The organism is Xylanibacter ruminicola (assembly GCF_900107775.1).
GTDB lineage: Bacteria > Bacteroidota > Bacteroidia > Bacteroidales > Bacteroidaceae > Prevotella > Prevotella ruminicola_C.
Window position 1 is genome coordinate 139,172 of sequence record NZ_FNRF01000001.1, and the last position, 26,910, is coordinate 166,081.

Genomic DNA, 26,910 nt, shown 5'->3' on the forward strand with positions numbered 1-26,910 from the left:
GTTTTATCTACCAATTATCTTTTTAACTGCAATTACTAATTTATCCACATCCTCGCGGGTATTGTAAAGCGCGAAGGTGGGACGAACACTCATTTCGTAACCGAGTGCACGCAGAGCGGGTTGGGCACAATGGTGACCTGCACGAACAGCAATACCCTCTTTATCAAGTAGTGTACCTACTTCGGGAACAGGAATGCCATCGAGCACAAAACTTACCACCGATACACGGTTCTTAGGATTACCAATAAGCGTAAGACCAGGAATCTGACTAAGCTGTTCGCGAGCATACTCAGTCAACTGATGCTCGTGGTGCTCGATATTACGGATGCCGAGATGACTCACATAGTCGAGTGCAGCCCCCAATCCGATAGCATCGGCCACATTAGGCGTACCAGCCTCAAAACGAGCAGGCGGCACATTATACTCCGTACGCTCGATGGTTACATCCTTAATCATATTGCCACCACCTTGCCAGGGCTGCATTTTATCAAGCAACTCCTTGCGACCATACACTACGCCAATACCATTGGGGCCATAGATCTTATGTCCACTGAATACAAAGAAGTCAGCGCCAAGAGCCTGCACATCCACAGGTGTATGAGCAATCGACTGTGCGCCATCTACCAGTACAGGAATCTGATGGGCATGGGCAATCTCAATAATACGCTTCACGTCGTTGATAGTGCCAAAAGTGTTATTCACATGACCCACCGAAACAAAACGCGTACGAGGTGTGATCAGACGTTCGAACTCCGATAATACCAAATCACCATTCTGGTCGGTTGGGATGGCACGCAATGTGGCCCCCTTCTCCTGGCAAACACGCTGCCAAGGCACAATATTAGCATGGTGGTCGAGCTCCGAAACAATCACCTCGTCACCAGGTGTCAGGAATTGCCTACCGTAGGTCTGTGCCACCAGGTTGATACCCTCGGTGGTACCACGTACAAAGATAATCTCCTCGGTGGTGGCTGCATTGATAAAGTGTTGCACCTTTTCGCGGGCCTCTTCATAGGCATCGGTTGCACGGGCAGCCAATGTGTGCGCGCCACGATGGATGTTTGAATTGTACGTACGATAGTAGTCCGAAATCTTATCAATTACCTGATTGGGCTTCTGTGTAGTTGCACCATTGTCGAGCCACACAAGGTCGTGACCATTCACCTTCTGCTGCAACACAGGGAAATCGCGCTTAATCTGGTCGGAGTTCAGCGTATCGGCCTCCTCATAATGCAGGTCACGCAGCTTCTGCGTTTCAGGAATACCGATCCCAAAGCCGTCGTCCTTAGGCAATGACGAGGTCTGCGCATCAGTATCACCGATATAAGGTAACTGGCCATAAGCACTACCACCAGCCAGAAGCTCTTTAAAGCCTGCTTCCAGTTCCGTGAGGTTTAGAGACTCGTCAGGCCATATACTCTGACGAATCTCCTGTGCCTCCTCAGGGCAGTATTTCTGTGCAAGTTCCTTCAGCAGAGCCAGCGAGCCACCATCTCCTGTTGGGAAACTATTCAGTTCTGATATATTAATCATTTACTTTTCTACTTTATTTCTATGCTGATAATCGTGATAATAGCCCACCTCAACATTCTCCAATACAGCGATGGCATCGTCGGTAAGGGTAGCCAGCGAGAAGTATTTGGTAAGCAGGTATGAAGCCACACCAAACTTGTCGAGTCCCATCAATCGTGCACTCAACGATGGTGCAATCTCGCCAGGGATACCACTCTGATGCAATCCGATAACACCTTGATTCTTCTCGCCAACACGTACCAGGATAATCTTTGTAGTACCAACGCCACGACCTGTCAGGTACTGACCTTCAACCTCAACCTTATCCGATGGAATGATGGGCACACCACGCCACAGGATGACTCTAGTGCCAAACAAGTCGGTGGTTACAGGTGGTACGCCACGCCATGTGCACTCACGCTCAAAGGCAGCAATAGCACGAGGATGAGCGATGAAGAATGCAGGCTCTTTCCATACCAACGACAGGAGTTCGTCGAGATCATCGGGTGTGGGCGAACCGTAACGTGTGGTAATGCGATAAGCAGGGTTAACAGCCGACAGCAGTCCGAACTGCTTGTTGTTAATCAGTTCCCACTCCTGGCGTTCCTTGATGCTCTCGATCGACAGGCGAAGCTGCTCCTCAAGCTGGTTGTAAGGGTTATTGTAGAGATCGCTCACACGGGTGTGTACACGAACTACGGTTTGCAGTGTATTCAGCGAATATTCTGTAGGATTCTCCTCGTAATCAATATAAGTCTCGGGAATGATATTATCCTCCTCATGACCACTTACCAGGTCGATATGCTTCTCACCATTGTCGTTAACCGAAGCCTTCAGGCGCAGCTGCTTATCTACAGCCTTATCAAAAGTCTCACGGAAATCGGGCACATCCTTAATGAATCTAATCAGTTCCTTCAGCTTCAAGCCCAGGAAGATAGTAGGTGTGATGGCACGTACTGATACTGTCGACTCCTGTTCATCGAGCAGGTCGGCCTCGCCAAAATACTCACCATCGCCCAACAGAGCAATCCGTAGTTCCTCACCATGAGGTCCCTTACTGATAACCTCGGCCTGACCTGAAGCTACGATAAAGAAACGCTGCTTGTCCTTACCCTCTTCTACAAAGAGCTTATCTACTTCAACCTCCTTGGCCTCGAACGAGCTTACCAAACGATGCAGAATCTCATCGTCGAACTCTGAGAACAGAGGAATGGCCTTAAGGTCCTTTGCTGTAAACGAAGGCACACCATTCTGGAAAGTAATGGGCAGACGATCGTTCTTGCGAAGTTCGACCTTAGTACGGTTCACACGGAATGTACCACCCGACACCTGCACCCAAGGCAGCAGTTTCAGGAGTAATCTGGGAGTGATTGAGCCCATCTGAGGGGCTGTCTTGGTAGTGGTTGCCAGTCTTCTGGCTGTTGCAGTGGTTACACTGCGCTGTAAATTTGAATCTGCCATAATCTTTCTTATTTTTTTATTGTTACCTTATGTGTTGTACCTTCTACATGCTCAATCGATAGTACATTGTACCCTTGCTCCTTAGCATTTCGGGGCACATTGTCGAGAGGTTCACCCTCGGCAAGTAATACCTCAAGTATATCGCCCGTTTGAAGCTTCGAGAGCTCAATCTTTGTCTTTACGAAGGTCATTGGGCAGTGCTCCTTCGTAATGTCTAATACCTTTGTTGCCATATCCTTACCTTTAAATAAATAATGTTTGACCACCTTCAGAAAGCTTCAGGAACGAAGCTACACCAAGCACATCCTTCACCTCGGGTATAAAGTCATCTTTCTTTAAACCAAGTACATGCATGGCCATCTCGCAGGCATAGAGGTTAATGCCAAGCACCTTAGCAGCCTCAACCAGTTCCTCGAGCGTTGCCACATTGTTCTTACGCATCAGCGAGCGGAAAATCTTAGGACCAGCACCCAGGAAGTTAAACCTACTGGTAGGCGTAGCCTTTAATCCGCCCATCATAAAACCAAAAATCTTGGTAAGCCAGTTGCCACCGGTAAACGAGCGTCCCTGCTTCTGCTTAATGGCATCAAGGCCCCAGAAGGTAAAGAATATGTTTACTTCGTAACCCACGGCTGCGGCACCTGTACCTAATGTGAACACCGCTGTAAGTTTATCGAAATCGCCACTAAAGGCGATAATGCTAAGTTTCTTTGTCTCTGCCATATTTCCTATTGTTTAGTTGCTTGTTGTATATCTGCCAAGATGTCCTCAGGAGCCTCTAGGCCTACCGAAAGACGAATGGTAGTCTGGCGCACATCCATCTGCTCTAACTGTCGGTCGGTGAACAGACCGAAGATGGTAGAAGCAGGATGGATAGCCAAGGTACGACTGTCGAAGAGATTGGTAGCACGATGGATGAGCTTTAAGCGGTTAAGGAACTCAAAGCATGCCTCTTTCGATGCCAGATCGATAGAAAGCATCGCACCTGCAGTAGGACCAAACTGCTGTTGAGCCAGCTCATGATAGGGATTGTCGGACAGTCCCACATAGTTTACGTCGGCAATAGCCTGCTCGTTCTGCAAAGCCTTGGCCAACCAAAGTGCGTTGGCAGCCTGCTGCTGGTAGCGCACATCCAACGTTTCCAAACCAAGCGTCTGCATATAAGCCGTCTGCGGTGTCATATACACACCGAGATTTATCAGCAAGTCGTACTTTACACGTTTATTGATATCTGGAAAGGTTCCGTAGTCGATAATCAGTCCGCCCAACGAGGTACCACCACCCGAGATATACTTGGTACTCGACACCACCTCAACATCTACACCCAGATCTTTCAAGTTGGTTTCGGTAAAGGGTATTACGGTCGAATCGGCAATAACAGGCACCCCCTTTCTATGGGCAATCTCGGCAATGGCCTTCAGATCAGCCACTTCTAATTGCGGGTTCGTTACTATTTCAAGAAACACGCATGCCGTCTGTTCGTCGATGGCAGCCTCTACAGCTTCCAGATTGGTAAGATCGCGCAAACGGGGCTTTATACCAAGACGCAGCAGTGTGCCACTAATAAATGCCAGCGTATTGCCAAACAAGTGACGAGAAGTAACAATATTCTTACCCTGCGCCACAACAGCCAGCAATGCCGTGCTGATAGCGGCCATACCCGAGTTAAACGCTGTAACATGATCGGCATCGGTCAACGCTTTCACGCGCTGTTCGAACTGCGTTACCGTAGGATTAGCTATACGGGCATAGTCGGGTGCCTTGATACGATTACAAAAGGCATCGGCCATCTCCTGTGCGTCCTTAAACTCGAACGACACATTGTTATATATAGGTACAGCCAATGCACCATAAGCGTCGGGCCGTACATAGGGGGTATGGATTGCTATCGTCTGTTTCTTCATTTTTTTATTATCCTTTTGTTGGGTGCAAAGGTACGAAGATTAGAAATATCCTCCAAATTTGGTCTGATTTTAGGAAAATTCAGCTAAAAACGGAGGATATTTACAGAATTTATTCTAAATAGCATTCAAATACTGTCCCAAAAGAGAATATTATTCTAAATGCGCAGTTCTATACCAAATTTACGCTTATATTGTTCTTTTAAAAATGTATCTATCCAGTGGTAGAATTCGGCAGTTTCTTTGGCTGTTTGACCATTTTTCCTCAAAGCATTCAAAGCCTGTTCACTCCTTGCAAAAATCTCGGTTTCTATCGGCTCTATCTTTTGGAGAATACCTGTTCCTGCATGGTTTATGAGTTTAGCCAGATTAATATAATCGGTGCCATTACCGCGCTCTATCGGGAATAATTGTTTCTTTAATTCGAAGCCTGCATCAACAAGGGATGCGCGACCTTCGTTGTTTCTGGAAACAACCTTTGGCAAAATACCATCAGAAGTAATCCATAGCGGAATAGCCACAGTTGTGAGTGTACTGCCTGCAATGGTCCAGGCTACAGTCAACCTGGGGTTCTCTCCTTTCTTCACACCTTGAATCAGTTGAGCCGAAGCCGTTTGATAACGTGGGATAAAATCGCGGAAAGGAAAGTAAACTGGTTGCGTATCATCCTGTGGTGCAAAGTCCCCTAGATTCAGACGTGTAAGACCATGAGTGAGTGTACGTGTTACCTTACGGATAACAGGCTCAAATCCCAGGTTGCCAGCAAAACCGGCCCTTGCAGCATAGTCGCTAATGGCAAGATAGCGTTCTACACCTTGATCCATCGAACGCTCACCAGTCATACCATGGTTAGTACGAACGATATAGCCATAAGGTGCCTGTAAGGGATCGTTGGCATCAAACTTAGTATAACCATTATTGCCCGTTTCATAATAGGCCACGCCACCCTGCGCATCCATAACAGCAAAGTTTGAATTAGAAGGTATCGGTCCCCGCGCCTTGATGCTGTCGAGAAGCAACTCGAAATCTTTCAATGTAGCACAAGTTTCCAAGGCACGACGCATCAACGTACCATCGTTCTCGTCGCCTTGCGGACGTGGCTTGCCTGGAACAGGTTTCCCGTTCAGATTATATGCTGCCGTATTAGCAATGGCAAATCCTGCCTCATTATGGCCCGACCATATACTCGTGGCCAGCGAATCGTTTTGAGAAGCTATTCCGATAAAACGATACTTTACCCCTTTGATACTTACTACCAGGTTATCCTGGTTCATTGTATCACGATTTTTAAAAATATACGGTCTGCCATCTGGTGTTACCTTACCCGACACGATAATACTGGTACATGCCTTTACCGATGTTCTGGTAATGAACATAGCTCCTGTCATTAAGCAGATAAGGGCTAATCTTTTCTTTTTCATCATATATACTCTTTTTTCTTTTATTTCATATTTTCAGCGAGAGATTGGCATAGATGTTACGACCCTTTTGGGGAATATGATTCCAATCTGAATAGGTAGAATAGTAACGATCAAACAGGTTATCAACACCCACATGGATATTAGCTACAACCGTATGGATGTTAAACTGATAACCGGCACTGATATGCCATACAGCATAGCCAGGTGTAAGACTCTCGCCATACTTATTGCTGTAGTTGCTCTGTTTGCCAACCAGTTCGCCACCCAATTCTCCTTCCCAGTTCTGATGGAACAGTTTCAATGCCGTAAGATAGGTAAAGGGAGCAATCAAAGGCAGATGAGCCCCAGTGCTCTCCTTGCCATAACTGTAACTCACCTTATTGTCCCAACGCAACCAGGAAAGAGGGGTGACACTGAATGTAAACGCAGTATTCACAATCTGCGCATGTTTTAGGTTCTGGTAAACCTTCACACCCGGAGCTCCGATAGTCATGGCCGACAATCGGTTATCGGGTGTACCGATAATGTAGTTATGGAAAAGAAATGCATTCACCTCTAGGCGAGTATCTATCACATCATTCTGCCACGAAGTCGATGTATTCAACTCAACCGCACTTTCGTTCTTAAGGTGGGGATTACCAATGTAATCATAACGGTCGAAGGCATTATTCAGGAAGTATCCAAACGACTCGGTAACCGATGGTGCACGATTACCGTATCCTGTTCCAGCAGCCAATCGCCAACCATTTTTCTGCCAGGCATAGCTTACAGACACTCGTCCCATAAAAGTACGCTTGCTACGTTCCACACCTGGGAAAAATATTTCCAAGGCGTGGTAGCCTTCATCGCTGTTAATACGTTGCTGCTGCCAAGAGCCTTTTGCCGACAGATGGATACTATGCGTATCAGACAAACGGATATTATCAGACAACGACAAACCGCTGTTGAAAGTACCCACATCAGGCCACGTAAGCATGTACATGGGTTTGGCCCCCTCAACATACATGGTCATATCAGCAAAAAGGGTATTGTAATAGCAATCAAAATTAAGCTGATACTGATGTTTACCCCTTGAGCCCTCGAGCAGACTATAAAGTCCGGCCGTACTGCTTTTACCAGGCATATCCATGTGAATAATCACGTCGGGGCGTGTGCTATCATCCATATTATGGGTGATATGATTATAGTACACCTTGGTTTCCCATCGGTAGAAAAGCCCCGCAAGCTGCTCCCTGCGATAAGAAAGCGACGTGATAAGTCCTGTAGCATCGCTAACATCCATATTCAGGGCCGGATAGCCAACATCGGTGGCACGGTCGAAAATGACCGTACCCTCTACGATGTGGTTTGGGGCTGGACGGAACCCCAGGTTCAGAAACGAATTGACTTTATGGAACTTGGAAAAAGGAACATCCTGATGTCCACCAGCCCTGTAATTATCTGCATCACGATAAAACGCGCCGAAGTTGGCATAGAACGTCTGCGACGAGAACGCAGCATCGGCACCATACACCTGCAGATGGCCGTTGGCTTCATACCCAGTAGTAAGGTTAAACTCCTGAGGAGCAGCATCAAACCCCGACTTACGGAGTTTCAGATCAATACTTCCGCCAATATTACCTGTTGCCTGTGGATTGCCATCAAGGCCCGAATCCAGTCTTACGCGCTGCAGGTTACCACTTTCTACATACGACGTTACAGGATCCATTTTATCGGTACAAGCATAGAATATCTTCATACCATCGATAGTTGTACTCAATCGCTCGGTAGACATATTGTTTACCACTGGTTCCCAGGCATATGCGCCTCGTTTCACCATGGCAACATTGTTCAACTGCAACAGATGCTCCTCTATCGATGCTGTACGCCCCTTGCCAGCCACCTTGCGCTTGGAACCGACAGTCGAGGTGATAGTCACCTCGTTAATCGATGCTTCTTTCTCGATACTGTCGGTTGGCAAAGCGGTCAATACATTACTATAATATAACGCTCCAATAAATATTGCTATACCCGCTGTCATTATTCTCTCCTCCTGCTACGATGTTACCTTCTTTGTCCTTTACAACCAGATGAATATCCCACAGGCCTGTCATGGTAAGGTTAAGCTTACCTTCGTATATGCCTGATGGTTGTTTGGTAAGAGCCACATTATCGGGCGAAGAATGATTGCCCATATCGGGCATAGTGGGTATAATTTCGATAGTAAACTCCTGATCAGACAATGGCCAAGGTTTGGCTTTCTCAGCATTCTGCTGCGACACGTATGCCTGAATAGTGTTTATACCAGTCTGGAAATCATTAGGATTTACCAGCGAGAGGTAATAATTTACATCCTGATATTTGAATGACTTAATCCACTCCTGGCCTGTAGCATTGGCCGAAACCTCGATAACACTACCGGCATGGGCAACTGTTTTATTCTGGGTAGTTGCCTTGTATCCCAGTTCCCAATAGCCCATATTGCTACTACTCATTACGAAAGATATCCACGCGTGCTGTACGGCAGGGAATGTTTCATCGTAAAGGCTGCTCTCTGTAGCCGTTGGTGTTGAGTGCTTCATACCTTTCTCGGTCATGGTCATCACGGGACTTATCTCTGTTACAGAAAAATCACGAACAAAACCTTGATTAGAGATTTTTGTCAACGCAAAAAACACATCATTATAGCCTGCATGCAGTTTGCCACCTCGCGAGTAAACGCTCAGGGCATATTTCTCATCGATTGTGTCGCGTAGCGATTCAATCTCTTTCAGATAACCGTTGTGCAGGAAAGTATATGCCAGAAATGTCTCTTCGGCATTGCAGCATTCGTCGTCTTCGGTTGGTATATTGATAGGTACTACTGGATCATCACTACCTCCGCAGGCAGTGAGTGCGAAACCTGAAAACAGCAAAAAAACTATCGCGCTAATTCTTGTAAAAACTCTCTTTTCCATAATCATCATCTCCTTTTTATTTCTTTTCTTCTGTTAACTGCTGCCATGGGGCGATGGTACTTGTGTGGATATCACCCTCACGGAAAAGAACTTCTATCACTTTCTGTATCGCACAGAGATTACATCCGTCGCAGTGACTAAAATGATAACGGGCGTAGATATCACCACACGTAATGGATCCCTGTTGCTTCTTAAACTCATCATATACTTCAGCTGCCAACCGCAAATGTTTCTCCTTATCGCCACTGGCATAAAAACCTAAGGCTGCAATGGCACCGGTAAGTGCGCCACAAGTGCCTTCGCCAAACTTATGACCGATACCACCAGAGAACGCCTCCGACATGCTTCGAAGTTGTTGCTCGCTTAGTGGACTGCCCAGTGTAGCAGCGATAGAGGTTAGTGAGAGTGCCGAGCACCCATAGTGCTGTCCGTACCGCTGCTCCAGTTGCAGCTTCACTTCTGCTTTCAGCGAGTCGAGCGTCTGATGTCGGCTTACAGCAGGAAAAGCGGCCGGACGAGCTATGCGTAGTGAGTCTGCCTGTGCATTGGTAGCACAAACGGTTACAGGCCAAGTAGCCAAAGCGAGTAAATATGCAGGCTCATACTTCATGGTTATTGTCTTTTAAAACTACCACGTACGATGCGATGCTCGAATGTCTGAGTATCCTTAAAGAGGTTGTACATGGGGCAAATCTTCTCAACAGCCTCGATCCACTCTTTCACGGCCTGAGCACTTTCGGGTGTCTTCACATGCAAAGTGTAGCGCACGTTCTGTGGAGCAATCGACACCTTCTCAAAGCCCTTGCGACCTGCTCGTGGATCCCATTCTGCCTCGACGGTCAGCGAGATTGAATCCACGTCGAGTGCGCGTTCTGCTGCCTGTCCCAATGAGATGTGAGTGATACAGGTGCCCAGGATGCCAAGCACACCCTCGATTGAGGTAAAACCGAGATTGGTACCACCCAGATAAGCAGGATTATCGTGCAGAATGAGATACTTATCATTTACGGTTAGCTGACGCACACCATTGGGGAAAACCTTTACCCATGGGCCCTGCTTTGGAGCAAGTGCTTTACGCAAGGCATCTGCGTCAGCCTTTGGATTCTTGGCTTTTGCTGCTTCTGCTTTCGCCTTGCTTGCCTGCAGCGCCTGACGCTTACCCCAGATATACTCGCGAAGTCCAGCCAAGGTGGCGCCTTCAACCTTCTTCTCGCGTGGTGACGACTTCTGATCGATAATCAGTTGAGGTACTACGGCAGCCTTCACCAGAGTGGCTACAGCCGAGTTCTGCTCTGCCAATACTGCCAACTTTTCCAACTCAGCATCCGAGGCAGGTGAATCAATATAGATGGTGTAGAGGAAGTTGCGTGGATACCACACACGATTGGTCTTCACCTTGTCGGGCTGACCGTGGATTTCGATAGTCAGCGAGTCGATATCGATACCCAGCAGCGCAGCCTGATTCAGATAGCTGTCGGCAAGGTCGGAAGCAAATACGGCCTGAGCTGTAGTTGGGGTGTCCACACCCGAATCCTGTCCACCATGTGCATAACCACAGTCGCCAATATAATGAAACTCTCTGATTCGGAGTTCACGTACACCCGAGCGGTTCTTGGCGGTAACATTGGCTGTAAGTGTTACTGGCTGCAAATCGCTAGCGGGTATAGCATTCCAAGCCTCAAGAGCCACCTTACGCTCCTTCAGGTGGTTACGCAACGAAGGGGCATTCTGTTCCAACTTGGCTTTCTGCTGAGCCGACTTAAAGATGTTGAGAGGCCCCTGTGCGAGTGCACTACTAACCTGCAAAGCAAGGGCTGCTGTAATGATAACAATCTGAGTCTTTTTCATAATTTCTTCTATTTTTAATGATTACTTATTCTTTGCTATTACTCTTTTTATACCTCCTTTGATTTCCTGCGCATTGGTTACCAGATTGTAGATGGGGCATCCACGCTCGGTATCGGCAACCAGCTGACGGATCTCAGCCTCACTGCGTGGACTGCTTATCACCACACGCATCTGTATGTCGGTAGGATAAAGTGGCGTTTGCTCATATCCCTTGCGACCACTACGTGGGTCGAACTGGGCAGTGAGTGCTACGTTAAGGGTGTCAAGTGGAATCTTGTTGCGTGCTGCGGTTCCCTCTGCCACATGGGTAAAGCACGAACCAAGCAATCCGATATGACTCTCAACCGCAGTAGGTCCAAGGTCGTTTCCGCCGAAGATCTGTGGATGATCCTGCAGAACTCTGTGATGGCGCACTTGAAGTACGGTTACACCTGATGAGGGATTGATGAAAGCACTTGGACCATCTGGATTAAGATAGCTCTCACTCTGAGCAGGCGTGAACTCATTCTTACGAGAGTAAGGATAGTCGTAGGCATAGCCACCAAACTTTGCCTTATCGGGACGCTGACCGCTTTCACGAAGCTGCTTGTTAGCCTCGCCTTTACGCGTTTCCCACTCAATGAACTCACGCAAACCTGGTTGATAGGTAGGTGGAATCACCAAATCCTCGGCACTCTTATGCAGTTCAACTGTTGTGTTTACCTTATGCGCACGGATAGAGAACTGATAAAGTGGTGAGTTTTTCTCGGCCAGGACACGTAACTCCTCAAGTTGCTGGTCAGAAGCAGGCGAATCAATAAAGATGGTATAATCCAGTCCCCAGTTCTGTAGCGAATGCCCAGTCTGCTTGATATTGATGGCAAGCGAGTCGATGGCAACCCCCTTGATAGCAGCCTGTGTGACGTAGCTGTCGATGATATCACCGGCAATAGCTGCAATCACATGGTCGGGAGTACCAATTCCCAAGTCGAAGCCACCATTGTTGTAACCACTGTCATTCAGATACTGATGCTCACGTATAATCACATGACGTGTGCCAGCACGCTGCTCTGCTGTGGCAAAAGCTCTGATAGTGATGGGGTGCAATGCTGCAGTAGGGATAGCCCTGAACTGATTGACTGCTGCCTTGCGACGCTTAAGCAGGTCGCGAAATGATGGTGCACTCTTCCAGGCTTTCTGAAAATAGCCTTTATCGGTGATGGCCTTATTCAAACGCTGATCGTTTTGTTGAGCAAGTGCCCCCGTGAGGGTAGCACTTGCAATTACGGTTGACAAAATTAATCTTCTCATATTGCTCTCTCTTTTTTTGTTTATTCTCTGCCTACATAGGGGTTGGTGGTGATGTCGGAACCATCGTAGCCATAGTTTTGCCAGAGATTGGGGTTAACTACTCGCTGTGCTTGTGGGATGGGGAAACGATAATGCTTGAAATCAATCGTCTGCTTGTTATACTCTGGGAAGTTCTTGGCCAAAGCACTATTCTTAATGGTCTTCACCAGAATCTTCCAGCGCTTCAGGTCGAGCAGATGTTTCTGCTCCAGGACGAACTCCCATGAGCGTTCCTGTATGATGGCGCTCTTGAAGCCTTCGTAGTCAAGACCTGACTTCAGGTCGTGTGACTGTGCTGCTGCGCTGAAGATATCCTCGCGGAATGCACGGCGACGCACCTTGTTGAAGGCATCATAGGCCTGCTGATTAGGCTGTCCGTCACGCTCGTTGATAGCCTCGGCCAGTACCAGATACACCTCAGCCAGACGGATCACCTGACGGTTCATAGCACGGTCGGCAGCACTTGTCTCAACCCTGTCATGGTCGATGTACTTGTTGTAGCGTGAGAAGCCCGACTCGCGGATGCCATCACCGTCGGCATCAAAATAGAAGTGGAAATAGTTCTGTGTAGAAGGACGCCAAAGTGAGTCGGCAAACGAAACATCCTTGCGCTGATCACCCGGCAGATATGAATTCTCGACGGTGTTGTCAGGACCAGGTGCGATATGTGGCAGCGACACGCTGAAGCTGGTTGAGAACGAGCAGTGGCACAGGTGGTTATTGCCCGAAGCATCGCCATCGCGTGTGCTTGATCCCAGATAGAACTGGATGGCAAAAATACTCTCCTTACCATTGCGGTTCTGGTTGTTCCAGTTGTCATAGAAATCCTCTTCCAGACTATATTCATTCGAGTCGATAACCTGCTGGGCATACTGAGCCGACTTGCCGAAATACTCCTTGCGCTGCACATCGGTCAGTTCGTCATCCACCTGAGCCCAAGTCAGGTAAACCTTTGCCAAGGCAGCCAATGCAGCACCACGCGAGGCACGACCGATATCACCCTGACTCTGCTTACTGCGCTCAGGCAGTCGGGCTGCAGCATCCTCAAGGTCGGCCACTATCTGCTGATAGACCTCTGTCTCCGAGTTTCTTACTGCATTTGTACCGCCATTGCTGCTGGTGATGACAGGCACTGGCCCCCACAGCTGCACAGCATAGTTCAGATAGTAAGCACGCAGAAACTTGGCTTCGCCTATCACCTGCGATGCAATCTCGGGTGACACGCCTGCAGGATTAGTCTGCAACTTCTCGATGGTATCGTTAGCACGTGCCAGCGAGGCATATACAGCACGCCACAGGCTCACCACATAGGAGTTGGTTCCATCCCATGAGAGCAGTCCTAACATGCCACCTCCACCATTGGGATTCTCACCGCTCACGGTGGTCTCGGTAGTGAGGTCGATAAGATACATGTAAGTAGTGGCCAGTTCAATATCCGACGAATATACGGCATTAACAAGTGCCTTGGCATCTGCATCGCTCTGGGGCAGATTACTCTCGGCCAGCTCGCTCAGGTTACCCTGATCCAACGACTCGCACGATGCAAGTGTCAAGCCGAACACCACGCCTGCCAACAGAGATTGCGCTGTATGATATATCTGATTCTTTTTCATTTTTCTTATACCTTTAAAGATTAATACGACAGTTTAACACCAAATGTAAATGTACGAGATGCAGGATAGGTTCCACGATCTACGTAGCCGCTGTACTCAGGATCATAACCACTGTAATTGGTTATTGTAAGCAGGTTCTGGGCCGAAGCGTAGAGGTAAACACCCAGTTTCTGATTGTTACCCACTTTGGGCTGGAAATTGTAGCCAATCTGAATATTCTTCAGGCGCAGATAACTGGCATCTTCAATAAAGCGGCTATCCAGATAAGCGCTATAGTTATTCTGAGCTACGGCACGTGGAATGGTTGTACTGGGATTCTCGGCTGTCCAACGGTTCAGCAGCTTGGTGGAAGCATTATAGCTGGCATTGGGCGACTCAAGTGCCTGTTCCATCTGGTTATAGAGCTTATTGCCATATGAACCCTGGAAGTTAAGACTCAAGTTCCAACTCTTATAACGCAGCTGAGTAGCAAAACCATAGGTAAAATCGGGCTGTGCTGAACCAAGTACTACACGGTCGTTCTCCTGATCTACCACACCATCACCATTCTGATCGACATACTTCACGTCGCCATATTCTACGACCGGTTTGTTGGATGGTGAAGGAACCGACTTCAAATCCTCGGATGTCTGCACGATGCCATCAAACTGCCAGCCATAGTAAGTACCGAGTGCTTCGCCTGGACGGATAATGGTCTGGTTGCCGTTGATAATCTCACTCTGTCCGGTACCAATGCTTGTCACCTCATTGTGGTTGTGGGCAATATTGGCACTCACCTGCCATGTCAGATCCTTAGCCTGCCAAAGGGTGGCATTAACAGCAAACTCAACACCATCATTGGTGACGTTGCCTACGTTTGTAAGCTGACGACTGAAACCTGTAGTCTGCTCAACAGGAATATCCAGCAGCAGGTCGGAAGTTTTCTTGTGATACACATCGAAAACAAAACCCAGTTTACCCTTCAGGATATTAAAGTCGAAACCCAAATCGTACGAGGTGGTAGTTTCCCACTTCAGGTCGTCGTTGCCCAAAGCCGAACGATAATAGGCTATATTCTTAATACCGCCAAGGAAATAATGGGTGGCAGCATAAGTTGAGAGGAAGGTATAGTCGCCAATCTCCTGGTTACCCACAGTACCAATGCTGGCACGCAGTTTCAAGTCTTCAATCCACTTGATGTTCTTCAGGAACTTCTCTTCGTTCACATTCCAAGCAAATCCAAGTGAGGGGAACCAACCCCATTTCTTATTCTTGGCAAAGCGACTCGAACCATCGGCACGCAAGGTGGCTGTAAGATGGTAGCGATCCAACAGCGAGTAGTTGATACGACCGATACCAGAGTAGAGTACCGATGTAACAAAATCGGTCTCGGTAGCGATGAGCTGCGAACCTGACTGAAGACTCTTGTAACTCAGGTTATCATTGGCATAATCGGCAGTACTGCCAAGCAGTCGCTCGCTTTTTTCCTGCTGATAGGTATAACCACCCAGCACCTCGAACTCGTGGATATTACCAATTTTCTTGTTCCATGTCAGGGTGACCTCAACCTGGTCGCTCTCCCAGCGCTTTGAACCCACGGCACCATAGCCATCAGAGTTGAAACCAATCTGTGAGGTGGCAGGACCGAACACATTCTGACGGGTATTCAGGATGTTAACCGAACCCTGTGTACGCAATTTCAGCCCTTTGATGATTTCCCACTGTGCAAAAGCGCTCACCAGCGTATTATCAACACGTGTCTGTGCATCCACCTCGCTCAGGTCGGCAATGGCATTAGGAGTCAGGCCATTGCGCACAAAGTCGCCTGCCTCAAAAGGATTAGCATAGTTGTAGGTACCATCAGTATTATAAATAGGTACTGCAGGCGATGTACGCAAGGCCAACTCCAGCAGGCCGCTCACACCGTTCGACTGTCCGCGGAACGACTGCGAACCGGTCTGAGTGCTCTTTGAGAAGCTCGACTTCAGACCTACGGTTACGTTCTTCAGAATGTCACGTTCATAGTTCAAGCGTGCACCTAAGCGGGTAAATCCTGTGCCGCGAATCACACCATCCTGATTGGTATAGTTGCCCGAAATGTGGAAGCGCTCATTATCCGAACCACCACTTACCGATACCTGATGCTGCTGGGTGGTAGCAGTACGGAACAAAGCATCCTGCCAATCGGTGCCCTCGCCCCAAGTCTTAACCAACTCAGGTGTAACACCCGAAGCCTTCTTCTGGGCATCGGTTGCCAACTCCAGATATAACTCGCCCCACTGCTCAGCGTTGAGCACATCCAAACGCTTGCGGACCGACGATACGCCAATAGAATAACCGTAATCCACCTTAACCTTACCATGTTTACCACTCTTGGTGGTTACGATTATTACACCATTGGCACCACGCGAACCATAGATGGCCGAGGCCGATACATCCTTCAGCACCTCGATCGACTCGATGTCGGATGGGTTGATTGAGGCCAAAGGATTAAAGTTTGTACCAGCCACGCTATTGCCGGCATTAGTGGCCGAACTGCTATTGTAGAGCAGCACACCGTCAATCACATAAAGGGGCTCGTTACCGGCATTGATAGAGTTACCACCACGGATGCGGATGTTAACCGATGCACCTGGCTGACCAGATGATGCAGTAGCATCAAGACCGGCAACGGCACCACCCAGGATGTTATCGAACGAGGTCGAGGTATTCAGCAGTTCATCATTCTTTACGGTAGTTACAGCACCAGTAAGCTGCTTACGCTTCTGTACACCATAACCTACTACTACCACCTCGTCCAGACGGTTCGAGTTATCAATCAGGGCTATCTCTACTGGCTCATCGAAATCGTAAACATCTACATCGAGAGCACGATAGCCTACGTATTCTACTTTCAGGGTCAGTGGGGCTTCTACCTTTGTCTCAAGCTTAAAGTTACCATCCACATCGGTCACTACACCTCTACCCTTTTCTGATTTTACAATCACCGAAGCTCCTATCAACGGCTCACCAGTACGGACATCGGTGATGTGTCCGGTAATCAGGTTCTGCGCAAAGGCCACTAAGGGCCCTATTGCAACAAGCGTTGCAACTAACAATCTTTTTCCCATAAGACTAATACTACTATTTATTTAAGATTCAACAATCCATATTCGTGGTTGTACTTGGTGCCCTGTGCCAGCACCCATTCCAAGAACTTGTTCACCTCGTCGTCGGTAGTGTTCACGCTGATGCCGACTTTCTCGATGGCCACTTCCGACTCCTTACTATTCTCGAGTGCTGTAAGCAGTTCGTCGAGTGTGCCGTTATCGCTGAAACTGTTGGCCAAGTCCTTCTTCACGTCAAGACCTACCAGCGAGAGATTTTCTTTAAGGTGGCGGCTCTTCAGATCAAAGATATTAGGAAGTGCGTTGAACGACACGCCCAGAGGATCCTTTGCCAAAGCGGTGTTCAGAAACAGGTCGTCGCCTGATATACGCTTGCCACGGAAATTGCTGCTCTCCTCGCCAAAATTGTGAGCGAACGACGAAGCTACCGATGTGGCATTGCTGCCGCTATAAACAGTGATGGTTTCGAAAGCCTTGTTCTTCTTTACTTCCTCGTCAAAATCCTCATTCAGGAAATAAAGCTGCTTTAGTTTCTTGTTGTTCAAATGTTTACCTTCGAGCAGTCGGGCTGCCTCAGAGCTACGTGCGGTGATAGGCAGCACGGCTGTCTCTCCGAAATAAACAATCTGGCTAAAGTTTTTATCATCAAGTACTACATTCAGGTCGGAATTACCTTGTCCCTTTGCAATCTGGAACTCTACGCCTGGTTGTGTTTTTGCGTATTCTTTAATCCACTTTTCAACCAATGGGCGTGCAAAGCGTGGCGCCTTAATGGTGCGTACGGTTGTATTGTTGGTGCCCTTAACTTCGTTGACATCGTTCACACCATTACCTTCAGCCCAAATATTGCTGATGCTGATACTGAATAATACTGCTATTGTTAATGCTATCTTTTTCATATTGCTTCTTTTTAATTTTGTTTATACCTATTATATATATACCCTCCTTCATCATCATTGTCATCATCATCTGGCGACAACAACAAACATCTTGCATACGCATTCGCATTGTTCTTTTCATACCTTTATACCCCTTTAAATAATTAATTAATGTTTCTGGGTGCAAAGGTACGGCGTTTTCTCCATCCCCACAATCCCTACCCTATGGCATTCCATATACCATGATATAGGTATTTCGATAGTTAATAAAGATATAATGCGCATTTGATTCATTTTTTATACATAACTTTGCAGCCGAAATGAAGAATAAACGACACTATACTGGACTGATAGCCACATTTGTGGCAACTTGTGGAGTTTATGGCCAAAGCGCCATAAACACAGACACCCTGCAGATGCTCGAAGGCGAGCATCTGCAAGAGGTGCACGTGATGGCCCATGGTCATCAGCATGCCAAGACAAGAGGATTAGCCAATACAGACTTTATTGGCAGTGGCGATTTGCTACGCGCTGCCTGCTGTAACTTAGGCGAGAGTTTTACAACCAATCCATCGGTAGATGTGAACTATGCCGATGCGGCAACCGGTGCGCAGCAGATTAAGCTGTTGGGACTGAGCGGCACCTATGTGCAGATGCTAACGGAGAACATACCAAATTATCGCGGTGCTGCAGCCCCCTACTCGTTAGGTTATATCCCAGGTCCCTGGATGCAGAGTATCCAGGTATCAAAAGGAGCCTCATCGGTAAAGAACGGCTACGAATCGATAACCGGTCAGATTAACGTAGAGTTCAAGAAACCGCAGGCCACACCTTTTGCCGACGCGAACCTATATTATAATACCAAGGGAAAAGTGGAAGCCAACCTTGGTGCAAACCTCAAACTCTCAAATCGCTGGAGCACAGCCCTGTTAGGGCACTACGAGCTACTCGACAAGGCACACGACGAAAATAACGATGGCTTTGTGGATATGCCGAAAGTACGCCAAGGCTCGCTGATGAGCCGTTGGGCCTACATGAGCGGCGGCTATATCTTCCAGGCAGCCATCAAGGGGCTGAAAGAACATCGTGAGGGAGGACAGATCGGTCATCACACAAACACTTCTCACCCCTATACTATCGACATCACCAACGAACGCTACGAGGCTTTCACCAAGAATGCCTTTATCATCGACCCAGAACACGGTTCGAACATCGCCCTGATTCTTTCGGGCTCGCTGCATCATCAGGATGCACTCTATGGTCATAAACAATACAATACCGACCAGCGCAATGGCTATGCCTCGCTGATGTTTGAAACGGATTTTGATGAGCACAATAGTATTTCTACAGGTATAAGTCTGAACCACGATCGTTTTGATATCGACGAAACCACACCTGGCATCTACGCCCAATACACTTATAAGATAGGCGAGCAGTTTACGTTGATGGGAGGACTGCGTTGGGACCATAGCAACATCTATGGCGGTTTCATTACACCACGCATGCACCTGAAATACTCACCAAACGATATTCTGACGCTGCGTGGTTCTATCGGAAAAGGCTACCGCACCAATCATGTGATGGCCGAGTACAACTACCTGCTGGCCAGCAGTCGACAGATCATCATCGATAACGATCTCGACCAGGAAGAGGCATGGAACTATGGTTTGAGTGCAGCACTCAGCATCCCTATTGGCGAACGCAAGCTGGAGCTTAATGCTGAGTATTACTATACCACATTCCAGCACCAGTTGCTAGTTGATATGGATAGTAATCCTCATGCCATACACTTTACCAACCTTGTGGGCGACAGTTACTCGCACACCTGGCAGGTAGAGGCTACATATCCGCTATTCGAAGGCTTTACCATGACGGCTACATATCGTCACAACAACGTAAAATCCACCTATGGCGGGGTACTGCGCGAAAAGCCTCTCACCAACCGCTATAAGGGACTTATCACAGCCCAGTACAAACCTGGCTTAGGCAAGTGGCAGTTTGATGCTACGCTACAACTGAATGGTGGCGGACGTATGCCCGACGCTTACACTACCACCAACGGACAGTCTGCTTGGGAGAGCAGCTATAAAGGCTACGAGCAGCTGAATGCACAGATAACCCGATTCTTCCGCCATTGGAGCATCTATGCTGGAGGCGAGAACATCACAGGTCGCAGACAGCAGAATCCTATCATTGCCGCCAGCGATCCCTGGGGACAGGACTTTGATGCCACCATGGTATGGGGCCCCATGCATGGTGCCATATATTATATAGGTATAAGATTAAATTGGATTAAAATATAAAGCATTATGAGAACAAAAGTATTATTCGTCGCATTAGCATTCGCAAGCGCTTGCTTTGCAAAGGACATCAAAACTGTGGTACTCACCACCAATCCACAGATGCACTGCAACAACTGTGAGAAGAAGATTAAGGAAAATATCCGCTTTGAAAAGGGCGTTAAAAGCATCAAGACCGATCTTGATACAAAAACTGTCACCATCGAGTACGATGCCGACAAGACGACCGTAGCCGACATCATCAAAGGCTTCGAGAAGATCAAATACGAGGCCAAAGAGGTGAAAGAAAATCCCAAGAAAGTGGATGCAACTACATCCGCCACAAAAGTATCAAAATAAATTCCCATTATTGGAACGTGATATTCCCACGTTGGGAACAAAATATTCCCACGTTGGGGACAAAACGTTCCCTAGTTGGGAATAAAATTCGCACTTTAGATGGCGAAAGTTGCGATCTTAGCTGACGTATTTTTCAGCTTTTGCAAAAAAATCTCTCATCTCTCACCAAATCTCTCGAAACCCGCATAAACACAGGGAATCTGGAAGATGAGAGATTTTTCGCATCTCTCCCCCTCGAAACGTCTGTGTACAAAGGATTTTCAGCAGATTATAGGAGAGATGAACAATTTTTATTCAAATCATGGTTTACCATTGCAGAGACGCACGAGTCTGACCATACGTTCTCGGCTGTCTCAACCATATCAATAATGGTATAGATAGGCAGAATAATACCCAAGACTGCAATTGGGGCACCTATTCCCGACATGAGCGATAGGGTAAGAAAATAGCACCCCATTGGCACACCCGCATTACCAATAGCCGATACTACCGACACAAGTATCCAAAGCAGAATGGTGCTCCATGTAAGTGGGATGCCACCATTCTGCATCACAAATAGCGATGTTACAAGAATAAAGGCGGCACATCCATTCATGTTAATGGTAGTACATATAGGTAATACAAAGCGAGCAATCTTAGGACTGATACCCAAACGGTTTTCGGCTGTATCCATAGTAACAGGCAGGGTTGCAGCACTACTCTTGGTAAAGAGTGCCATCAGTACAGCTGGCATCATCTTACTGAGCACATGAATAGGATTCAACCCGCGCACCATCAGGAACAAGGGCAGCACCACAAAGAACTGAATAACATTGCCACCCAGCACTATCAGCACATACTTGCCAATAGAATCGGCAACAATACCTGCTGATAACTGCGCCGACAACTGGGCCGAGAAAGCAACAATGCCTAATGGCAAAGTCCAGATCAATCCACGTATCAACAAAAACAAAAGTTCCTGAAGCCCCAGCAAGCCTTTAGTCAATACGGCCTTATTTTCTGACTCTGGCAATTTCGATAGTCCAAAGCCTATGGCAAAGGCTAGCAACAATAATGAAAGTATGTTTCCATCAAAGAATGGCTTTACGATATTGTTAGGGATAATGCTGATGATATGCTCGGTATAGGTTATCTGCGGACCGATGTCTGATACCTTTGAGCTACTATTAACCACCTCGGCAGGCAGATTACCTGGAGCTAGCAACAAATAGAGTACGGCTCCCACAGCAGCTGCAGCAATTGTGGTAAGTAACGTATAGGTGAGCGTATGACCGAAGATACGCTTTGACCCTTTTGAGCCAAAAGTGGCAAAAGTGGTGATGACTGCCAACACTATCGTAGGTACAGCCAGCAATTGGAACAATCGGGTATAAACCGTTGCAACCAAGTTCATCACTACATCGAGCCAATTAAGCCCAAGTAAACCTAATAACGCACCAACAACAAGTGCCCCTATCCAGATGAATGTTCTTTTCATATCGAGTGCAAAGATACAAATATATTTTAATAGTTCGGTGACGAAGCTTTAAAAAACTTCGTCACCCGAACAGAACAGAGTTTTTATATGTTTTTATCTTTTCTTTTGTTCTACATCAAACCATAGTCGAGTAGTTATCTCGTCAGCCCCCTGATGCGATACGGCATTCTGATAGTTGGCGCCATTAAGCGACTGCTCGGTTGAAGGATAGAAGAAACGTCGTGGCAACTGACCTGGTGACAAGGCTGAGTTTGGACCAGCCTGCAGTTCTGGATAGCCAAGACGTCGCCAGTCTGTAAAAGCATCAGGTCCCTGTCCATAATAAGCAATCCACTTCTGCCAACCAATCTTTTCTGCCCAACGATCTGAATCGTATTTTACAGCGTCTTGGTTCAGGTAGTCATCTACATGAGTGATACCAAATTGCTGGAGCGAGGCTGTGATAGCAGCTTGATAGAGCTGTTCGGCATTAGCAGTAATAAAACCTCTGGCAGCGGCTTCGGCAAAATCGAAGAGAACTTCGGCATATGTTAAGAATACAGCAGGCGACTCGTCGGCCAAGAAATAGGTGCCAGGCTTTGACAGGCGATAAAATCCCTGATTATTAGCAGCATCTGCATTCAAGCCATTACCTGCTCCAACATAATCAGTAACCGACGCATCCTGAGGCAGCTGGGCAAAGACTGGCAGACGAGGATCATTAAGCGACTTCAGCTTGTCAACCAGCGTCTTCGACACACGTTGGTCATCTCGTGATGCGAATGCCGAAGCCCATGGATTCCATTGTGGCGAAGTGCCAAATACAAACTGTGCTATATCAGCATTACTACTAATCAGATTACTACGATTGGCGTAAAGCAACGCAATGACATTCTTGGCTGCTGCCTCGTCGCGATCTGCAATCTCGAGAGCAATTCGCAATCTAAGTGCTTGGGCAAACTTCTGCCACTTTGCAATATCGCCACCATAAATCAGATCGCCCTCAACAGCACCTGCTGATGCAGAGAGTGCATTAGACGCATCCTCCAATTCAGTAAGCAGTCCTCGCAATACATTTTCCTGAGAATCATAAGCAGGAGTTACACTCTTTCCGTATTCGCTATAAGGAATATCACCATAAAGATTGGTAAGCAGCAAGAAGGTCCAAGAGCGGAGTATATTTGCTATACCACGATAGTTGGCGTTAGCCAAGTCGGACGACTGGATGGTGGTGAGGTCGGTAAGTATCGAAGCATAAGCATCGTTCCACGTACTTGTATAGTCGGTATTGCTTACATTATAGCAATCGGGCTCTGTATATTGTATCTTTGCCCAATGTTGCGACCAAAGGAGTGTGGAGTTATAATTGGTAGTGTTACCCCAATACAGATTAGCCGCATGATACTCTACAGCAGAAAGCAGGTAAGCAGGCTGAGGATTCTCAGTTGCATTGGGATTCTCATTTATTTTCTCCAATTCGCTATCGCAGCTAACCGACAACAGGCTCAGAGCCGCAAGAATGGCAATGTTATATATCTTCTTCATAATCTATTCAATCTGAAATTAAAATTTGATATTAATATTCACTCCATATGTACGGGCTGTAGGCAATGTATATGCCTCAACACCCTGAGCATTACCTGCAGTGATGGCTGCCTCTGGATCAATATTATCGGCCTCCTTGTAAATAGTCCACAGGTTGCGTGCAATGAAACCAATGCTTGCACCCTGAAGACCGATAAGGCTATAAACAGACTTTGGCAACTGATAGGTGATAGCAAGCTCACGCAGTTTCACATAAGAGGCATCGTAAACGTTAGCCTCAGCAATGTTGTACAGACGATGATAGTAGTTCTCGGCAGATACGATAGTGGTGTTAGGCTGACCGTTCTCGTTTACACCATCCACGATGATTCCATCCTGATATACACGAGTCTGATTGCCATTGATATCTGCATAATAGAGGCCTCCATCACTAATCGTATATTGAGGCTGACTGATACCAATGCGGTTGCCGCCATCAATGTAGTACCACAGGCCACCATGTTCAGCGTCACGCCCTGGCAGAGTACTCTCCAACACACCAGTATATCGTCCTGTTTTATTGGTGTTCGAGAAGATAGAGCCACCAAAGCTGGCATCAATCAGAAACGACAATGAGAGGTCCTTATACTTGAAGGTATTCTGGATACCGCCAATCCAGTCTGGTGAGAACTTACCAAGGATCTTTGATGTAGAGGATACTTTAGGCAGTCCGTTCGCATCAACTACGATACGTCCCTGATCATCACGGGTATAAGCTGAGCCGAATAATGTTCCATAAGCCTCGCCTACAGTTGCCAGAATCTGAATGCCAGAACTGTATAGCTGGTAACTTGAAATCAGGCCTTCGGCGTCCAACTTAATAACCTCACTTTTGTTGTGGCCATAGTTGATATCCACATCCCACAGAAAATCTTTAGTTTTAATAGGAGTAAGTCCTAACTGAACCTCGTAACCGCGATTGCGGATGTGGCCAGCATTACGTACCTGTGAAGTATAACCACTGGCAGCTGTTGTTGCCAAGCGCAAAATCTGGTCCTTACTATCTGTTTGATACAGAGAGAAATCAAGACGAGCACGATTATCGAACAAACGAGCTTCAAATCCTACTTCCCATGAAGAGGTACGCTCTGGTTTCAAATTAGGATTCTTTCCTTCACCGGTTGTGGTCTGTAATGGGTTTCCATTAAAGGCTGTTTCTGAGGTAAAAACAGTAGCCAACTGATAAGGATCGGCATCGGCACCTACCTGCGACCATCCACCACGCAACTTCAGAAAATTGAGCACCTTACTCTGCAAGCCAAGTGCCTCAGTCAGCAAAACGCTGGCTGTAGCTGATGGATAGAAATAACTGTTATTGCCAGAAGGAAGTGTTGAAGACCAATCATTTCTACCTGTAACATTTAAGAACGCCCAATCGCGGAAACCTATCTGAGCCGAACCATAAAGGCCGAACTGACGCAGGCGATAGAAGTAGTTCGACGACGTTAGCTGGTCGCGAGAGTTTGTCAATGTATAGAGATCGGCTACAGCCAGTCGCGGTGCTGCCTGATAGTTATTCTCATACTGCTTGTTACGTACATTGTATCCCACAAGAGCGTCAAGCGAGAAATCATCAGACAACTTCTTAGTATAGGTAGCTGTCAGCTCTGTGTTATTCTCTTGTACGGTATAGGCATCCTCCTCATATTTTCCGTAAGGTGTGCCACTTGTTCCCCACTTCACCTTACCCTTGCGACGGTCCTGATACCAGTCGGTACTGGTACGGAAACGCAAGTCCAATCCCTTCAGAATATGGAAAGTAGCGTGTATATCGCCAATCAAACGATGACGCTCCTGACTATACGTATTATAATATGCACTCCAGTAAGGGTTTGAGTAATAGCTGGCATTCCAGTTACGCGAATAGTCTTCGCGCAAAGAAGCATCGTCAACCTGTCGGCCAAACCATAGATACTGAAGCATCGTTGAGTTGGCACGATAGTTTGAACCTGTAGCACCTGCCGAACCAGGGATATTTGGTGCCTTATAGATGATGTAGTTGGCAGTAGCTCCTACAGAGAGCCATTTTGCCAAATCATAATCTACATTCAGATCTACATTCGACTTATGGTTTGAAGAACCCTCTACAATACTACGCTGATACTCATGATTAAAGCCCAAACGGAACAGGAAGTTATCGCCCGACTTGGCAATCGAAGCTCCTGTATTCTGTGTAATACCAGTACGGAAATAATCCTTTACGTTATTGGGATGCGACACCCAAGGTGTGGCCGTACGATTACCATTGGCATCAATAGGGCTATCAAACTGTGGTATCAGTAAACCAATATCCAATCGTGGTCCCCAACTCTCATCTACACCATCATTTACACCAGCTCCTTTTCCATCTACATAACTGAACTGTCCGCCAGCACCTTGTCCAAAGATATTCTGGAACTTAGGCAGACTAGTAGCCTGAGCAAACTGAGTAGAAGAATGTACTGTAACACCTAAACCTTGCTGTGCGCCCTTTCCATTCTTGGTTGTAATAACAACGGCACCATGAGCAGCACGAGCACCATAAAGAGCTGCCGCATTAGGACCTTTCAATACAGTAATCGACTCAATATCCTCCGAATTAAGATCGGCAATCGCATTCTTTGGGTCACGGCCCTGTGTCTGAGCATTCAACTGCGAGTTATCAACTGGGATACCATCTACAATGAATAAAGGCTGGTTCTCTCCTGCAATTGAGGTCTCACCACGGATAACAATACGGCTTGACCCCACATCACCCTGGGTGTTAGTGATTCGTACGCCTGCCACTTTACCTGCCAAAGAATTAATCAGGTTATTCTCCTTGCCTTGCGACAACTGGTTAGCATCGATGCCTTGCGCGGCATAGCCAAGAGCTTTCTTCTCGCGGGATATGCCTAAAGCCGTAACTACCACCTCATTTAAATAATTAGGTACTTCAACAAGAGCAATCTGTACAGGCTCGTCGAAGTCGTACACATCTACATCTAAAGGACGATAACCCAGGAAATCCACTCTTAATGTCAGGGGGGCTTCAAATTTGGTTTGCAACTTAAAGTTACCATCCACATCAGTTACTACCCCTTTTCCTTTGTCACTCTTTACAATCACCGAAGCTCCAATCAATGGTTCGCCTGTTCGGACGTCGGTAATGTGTCCGCAAATCAGGTTTTGTGCAAAACCCACTAACGGTCCGATTGAAACAAGTGTTGCAATAAACAATCTTTTTACCATAATTATATAACTTTAAATTTATAAACTTTTCTGGGT

General features: G+C 47.1%; 19 protein-coding genes. 2 read left to right on the top strand and 17 right to left on the bottom strand.

What is annotated here, in order from left to right; genetic code table 11:
* Positions 1-3: 3 nt before the first annotated feature.
* The 14 genes from BLU97_RS00540 to BLU97_RS00605 form a co-directional block, all read right to left on the bottom strand.
* Entirely contained in the window at positions 4-1,533 is a 1,530-nt protein-coding gene (locus BLU97_RS00540; RefSeq protein WP_074759780.1) for a cysteine desulfurase, read from the bottom strand.
* Positions 1,534-2,973 (bottom strand): family 2B encapsulin nanocompartment shell protein, encoded by a 1,440-nt coding sequence (locus tag BLU97_RS00545; protein WP_033150453.1) that lies wholly within the window; start codon positions 2,971-2,973, stop codon positions 1,534-1,536. It lies immediately after the preceding gene.
* An 8-nt stretch (positions 2,974-2,981) separates the two neighbouring features.
* On the bottom strand, positions 2,982-3,206 hold the full coding sequence (locus BLU97_RS00550; protein WP_074759781.1) for a sulfurtransferase TusA family protein: 225 nt from the start codon (positions 3,204-3,206) through the stop codon (positions 2,982-2,984).
* Between the two features lie 10 nt (positions 3,207-3,216).
* Positions 3,217-3,696, bottom strand: a complete 480-nt coding sequence (locus BLU97_RS00555; protein WP_074759782.1) for a DsrE/DsrF/DrsH-like family protein — start codon at positions 3,694-3,696, stop codon at positions 3,217-3,219.
* A gap of 5 nt (positions 3,697-3,701) precedes the next feature.
* Complete coding sequence (locus BLU97_RS00560) at positions 3,702-4,877, bottom strand: trans-sulfuration enzyme family protein (protein WP_074759783.1); 1,176 nt, start codon at positions 4,875-4,877, stop codon at positions 3,702-3,704.
* A gap of 155 nt (positions 4,878-5,032) precedes the next feature.
* The gene (locus tag BLU97_RS00565) at positions 5,033-6,298 is read right to left on the bottom strand and encodes a carcinine hydrolase/isopenicillin-N N-acyltransferase family protein (protein WP_074759784.1); all 1,266 of its coding nucleotides are present in this window, start codon (positions 6,296-6,298) and stop codon (positions 5,033-5,035) included.
* Between the two features lie 22 nt (positions 6,299-6,320).
* Positions 6,321-8,315: a TonB-dependent receptor gene (locus BLU97_RS00570; protein WP_074759785.1), complete on the bottom strand. Its 1,995-nt coding sequence runs from the start codon at positions 8,313-8,315 to the stop codon at positions 6,321-6,323.
* Positions 8,272-9,231, bottom strand: coding sequence for a FixH family protein (locus BLU97_RS00575; RefSeq protein ID WP_175456274.1), 960 nt, complete (start codon positions 9,229-9,231; stop codon positions 8,272-8,274). The genes BLU97_RS00570 and BLU97_RS00575 overlap by 44 nt, the downstream gene beginning before the upstream one ends.
* Before the next feature lie 16 nt (positions 9,232-9,247).
* Positions 9,248-9,841, bottom strand: coding sequence for a C-GCAxxG-C-C family protein (locus BLU97_RS00580; RefSeq protein ID WP_081352789.1), 594 nt, complete (start codon positions 9,839-9,841; stop codon positions 9,248-9,250).
* Between the two features lie 2 nt (positions 9,842-9,843).
* The gene (locus BLU97_RS00585) at positions 9,844-11,079 is read right to left on the bottom strand and encodes an OsmC family protein (RefSeq protein WP_052173549.1); all 1,236 of its coding nucleotides are present in this window, start codon (positions 11,077-11,079) and stop codon (positions 9,844-9,846) included.
* A gap of 21 nt (positions 11,080-11,100) precedes the next feature.
* The gene (locus tag BLU97_RS00590) at positions 11,101-12,369 is read right to left on the bottom strand and encodes an OsmC family protein (RefSeq protein WP_081352790.1); all 1,269 of its coding nucleotides are present in this window, start codon (positions 12,367-12,369) and stop codon (positions 11,101-11,103) included.
* 20 nt (positions 12,370-12,389) lie between these two features.
* A complete protein-coding gene (locus BLU97_RS00595; RefSeq protein WP_074759788.1) occupies positions 12,390-14,021 on the bottom strand; it encodes a RagB/SusD family nutrient uptake outer membrane protein in 1,632 nt (543 codons plus the stop codon).
* Between the two features lie 20 nt (positions 14,022-14,041).
* On the bottom strand, positions 14,042-17,110 hold the full coding sequence (locus tag BLU97_RS00600; RefSeq protein ID WP_074759789.1) for a SusC/RagA family TonB-linked outer membrane protein: 3,069 nt from the start codon (positions 17,108-17,110) through the stop codon (positions 14,042-14,044).
* A 17-nt stretch (positions 17,111-17,127) separates the two neighbouring features.
* Positions 17,128-18,006 carry a hypothetical protein gene (locus BLU97_RS00605; protein WP_074759790.1) on the bottom strand — a complete coding sequence of 293 codons (879 nt, stop codon included), beginning with the start codon at positions 18,004-18,006 and terminating at the stop codon, positions 17,128-17,130.
* 299 nt (positions 18,007-18,305) lie between these two features.
* Between BLU97_RS00605 and BLU97_RS00610 the strand changes: the two genes are divergently transcribed.
* Positions 18,306-20,288 (top strand): TonB-dependent receptor plug domain-containing protein, encoded by a 1,983-nt coding sequence (locus BLU97_RS00610; protein WP_074759791.1) that lies wholly within the window; start codon positions 18,306-18,308, stop codon positions 20,286-20,288.
* A gap of 6 nt (positions 20,289-20,294) precedes the next feature.
* Positions 20,295-20,624, top strand: coding sequence for a heavy-metal-associated domain-containing protein (locus BLU97_RS00615; RefSeq protein WP_028908089.1), 330 nt, complete (start codon positions 20,295-20,297; stop codon positions 20,622-20,624).
* A gap of 268 nt (positions 20,625-20,892) precedes the next feature.
* On the opposite strand, the gene BLU97_RS00620 is transcribed toward BLU97_RS00615, so the two are convergent.
* The 3 genes from BLU97_RS00620 to BLU97_RS00630 all read right to left on the bottom strand — a co-directional run bounded on the left by BLU97_RS00620 (position 20,893) and on the right by BLU97_RS00630 (position 26,874).
* On the bottom strand, positions 20,893-22,101 hold the full coding sequence (locus tag BLU97_RS00620; RefSeq protein ID WP_074759792.1) for a dicarboxylate/amino acid:cation symporter: 1,209 nt from the start codon (positions 22,099-22,101) through the stop codon (positions 20,893-20,895).
* A 93-nt stretch (positions 22,102-22,194) separates the two neighbouring features.
* Positions 22,195-23,625: a SusD/RagB family nutrient-binding outer membrane lipoprotein gene (locus BLU97_RS00625; RefSeq protein ID WP_074759793.1), complete on the bottom strand. Its 1,431-nt coding sequence runs from the start codon at positions 23,623-23,625 to the stop codon at positions 22,195-22,197.
* Positions 23,626-23,643: 18 nt separating this feature from the next.
* A complete protein-coding gene (locus BLU97_RS00630; protein ID WP_074759794.1) occupies positions 23,644-26,874 on the bottom strand; it encodes a SusC/RagA family TonB-linked outer membrane protein in 3,231 nt (1,076 codons plus the stop codon).
* Positions 26,875-26,910: the final 36 nt, after the last annotated feature.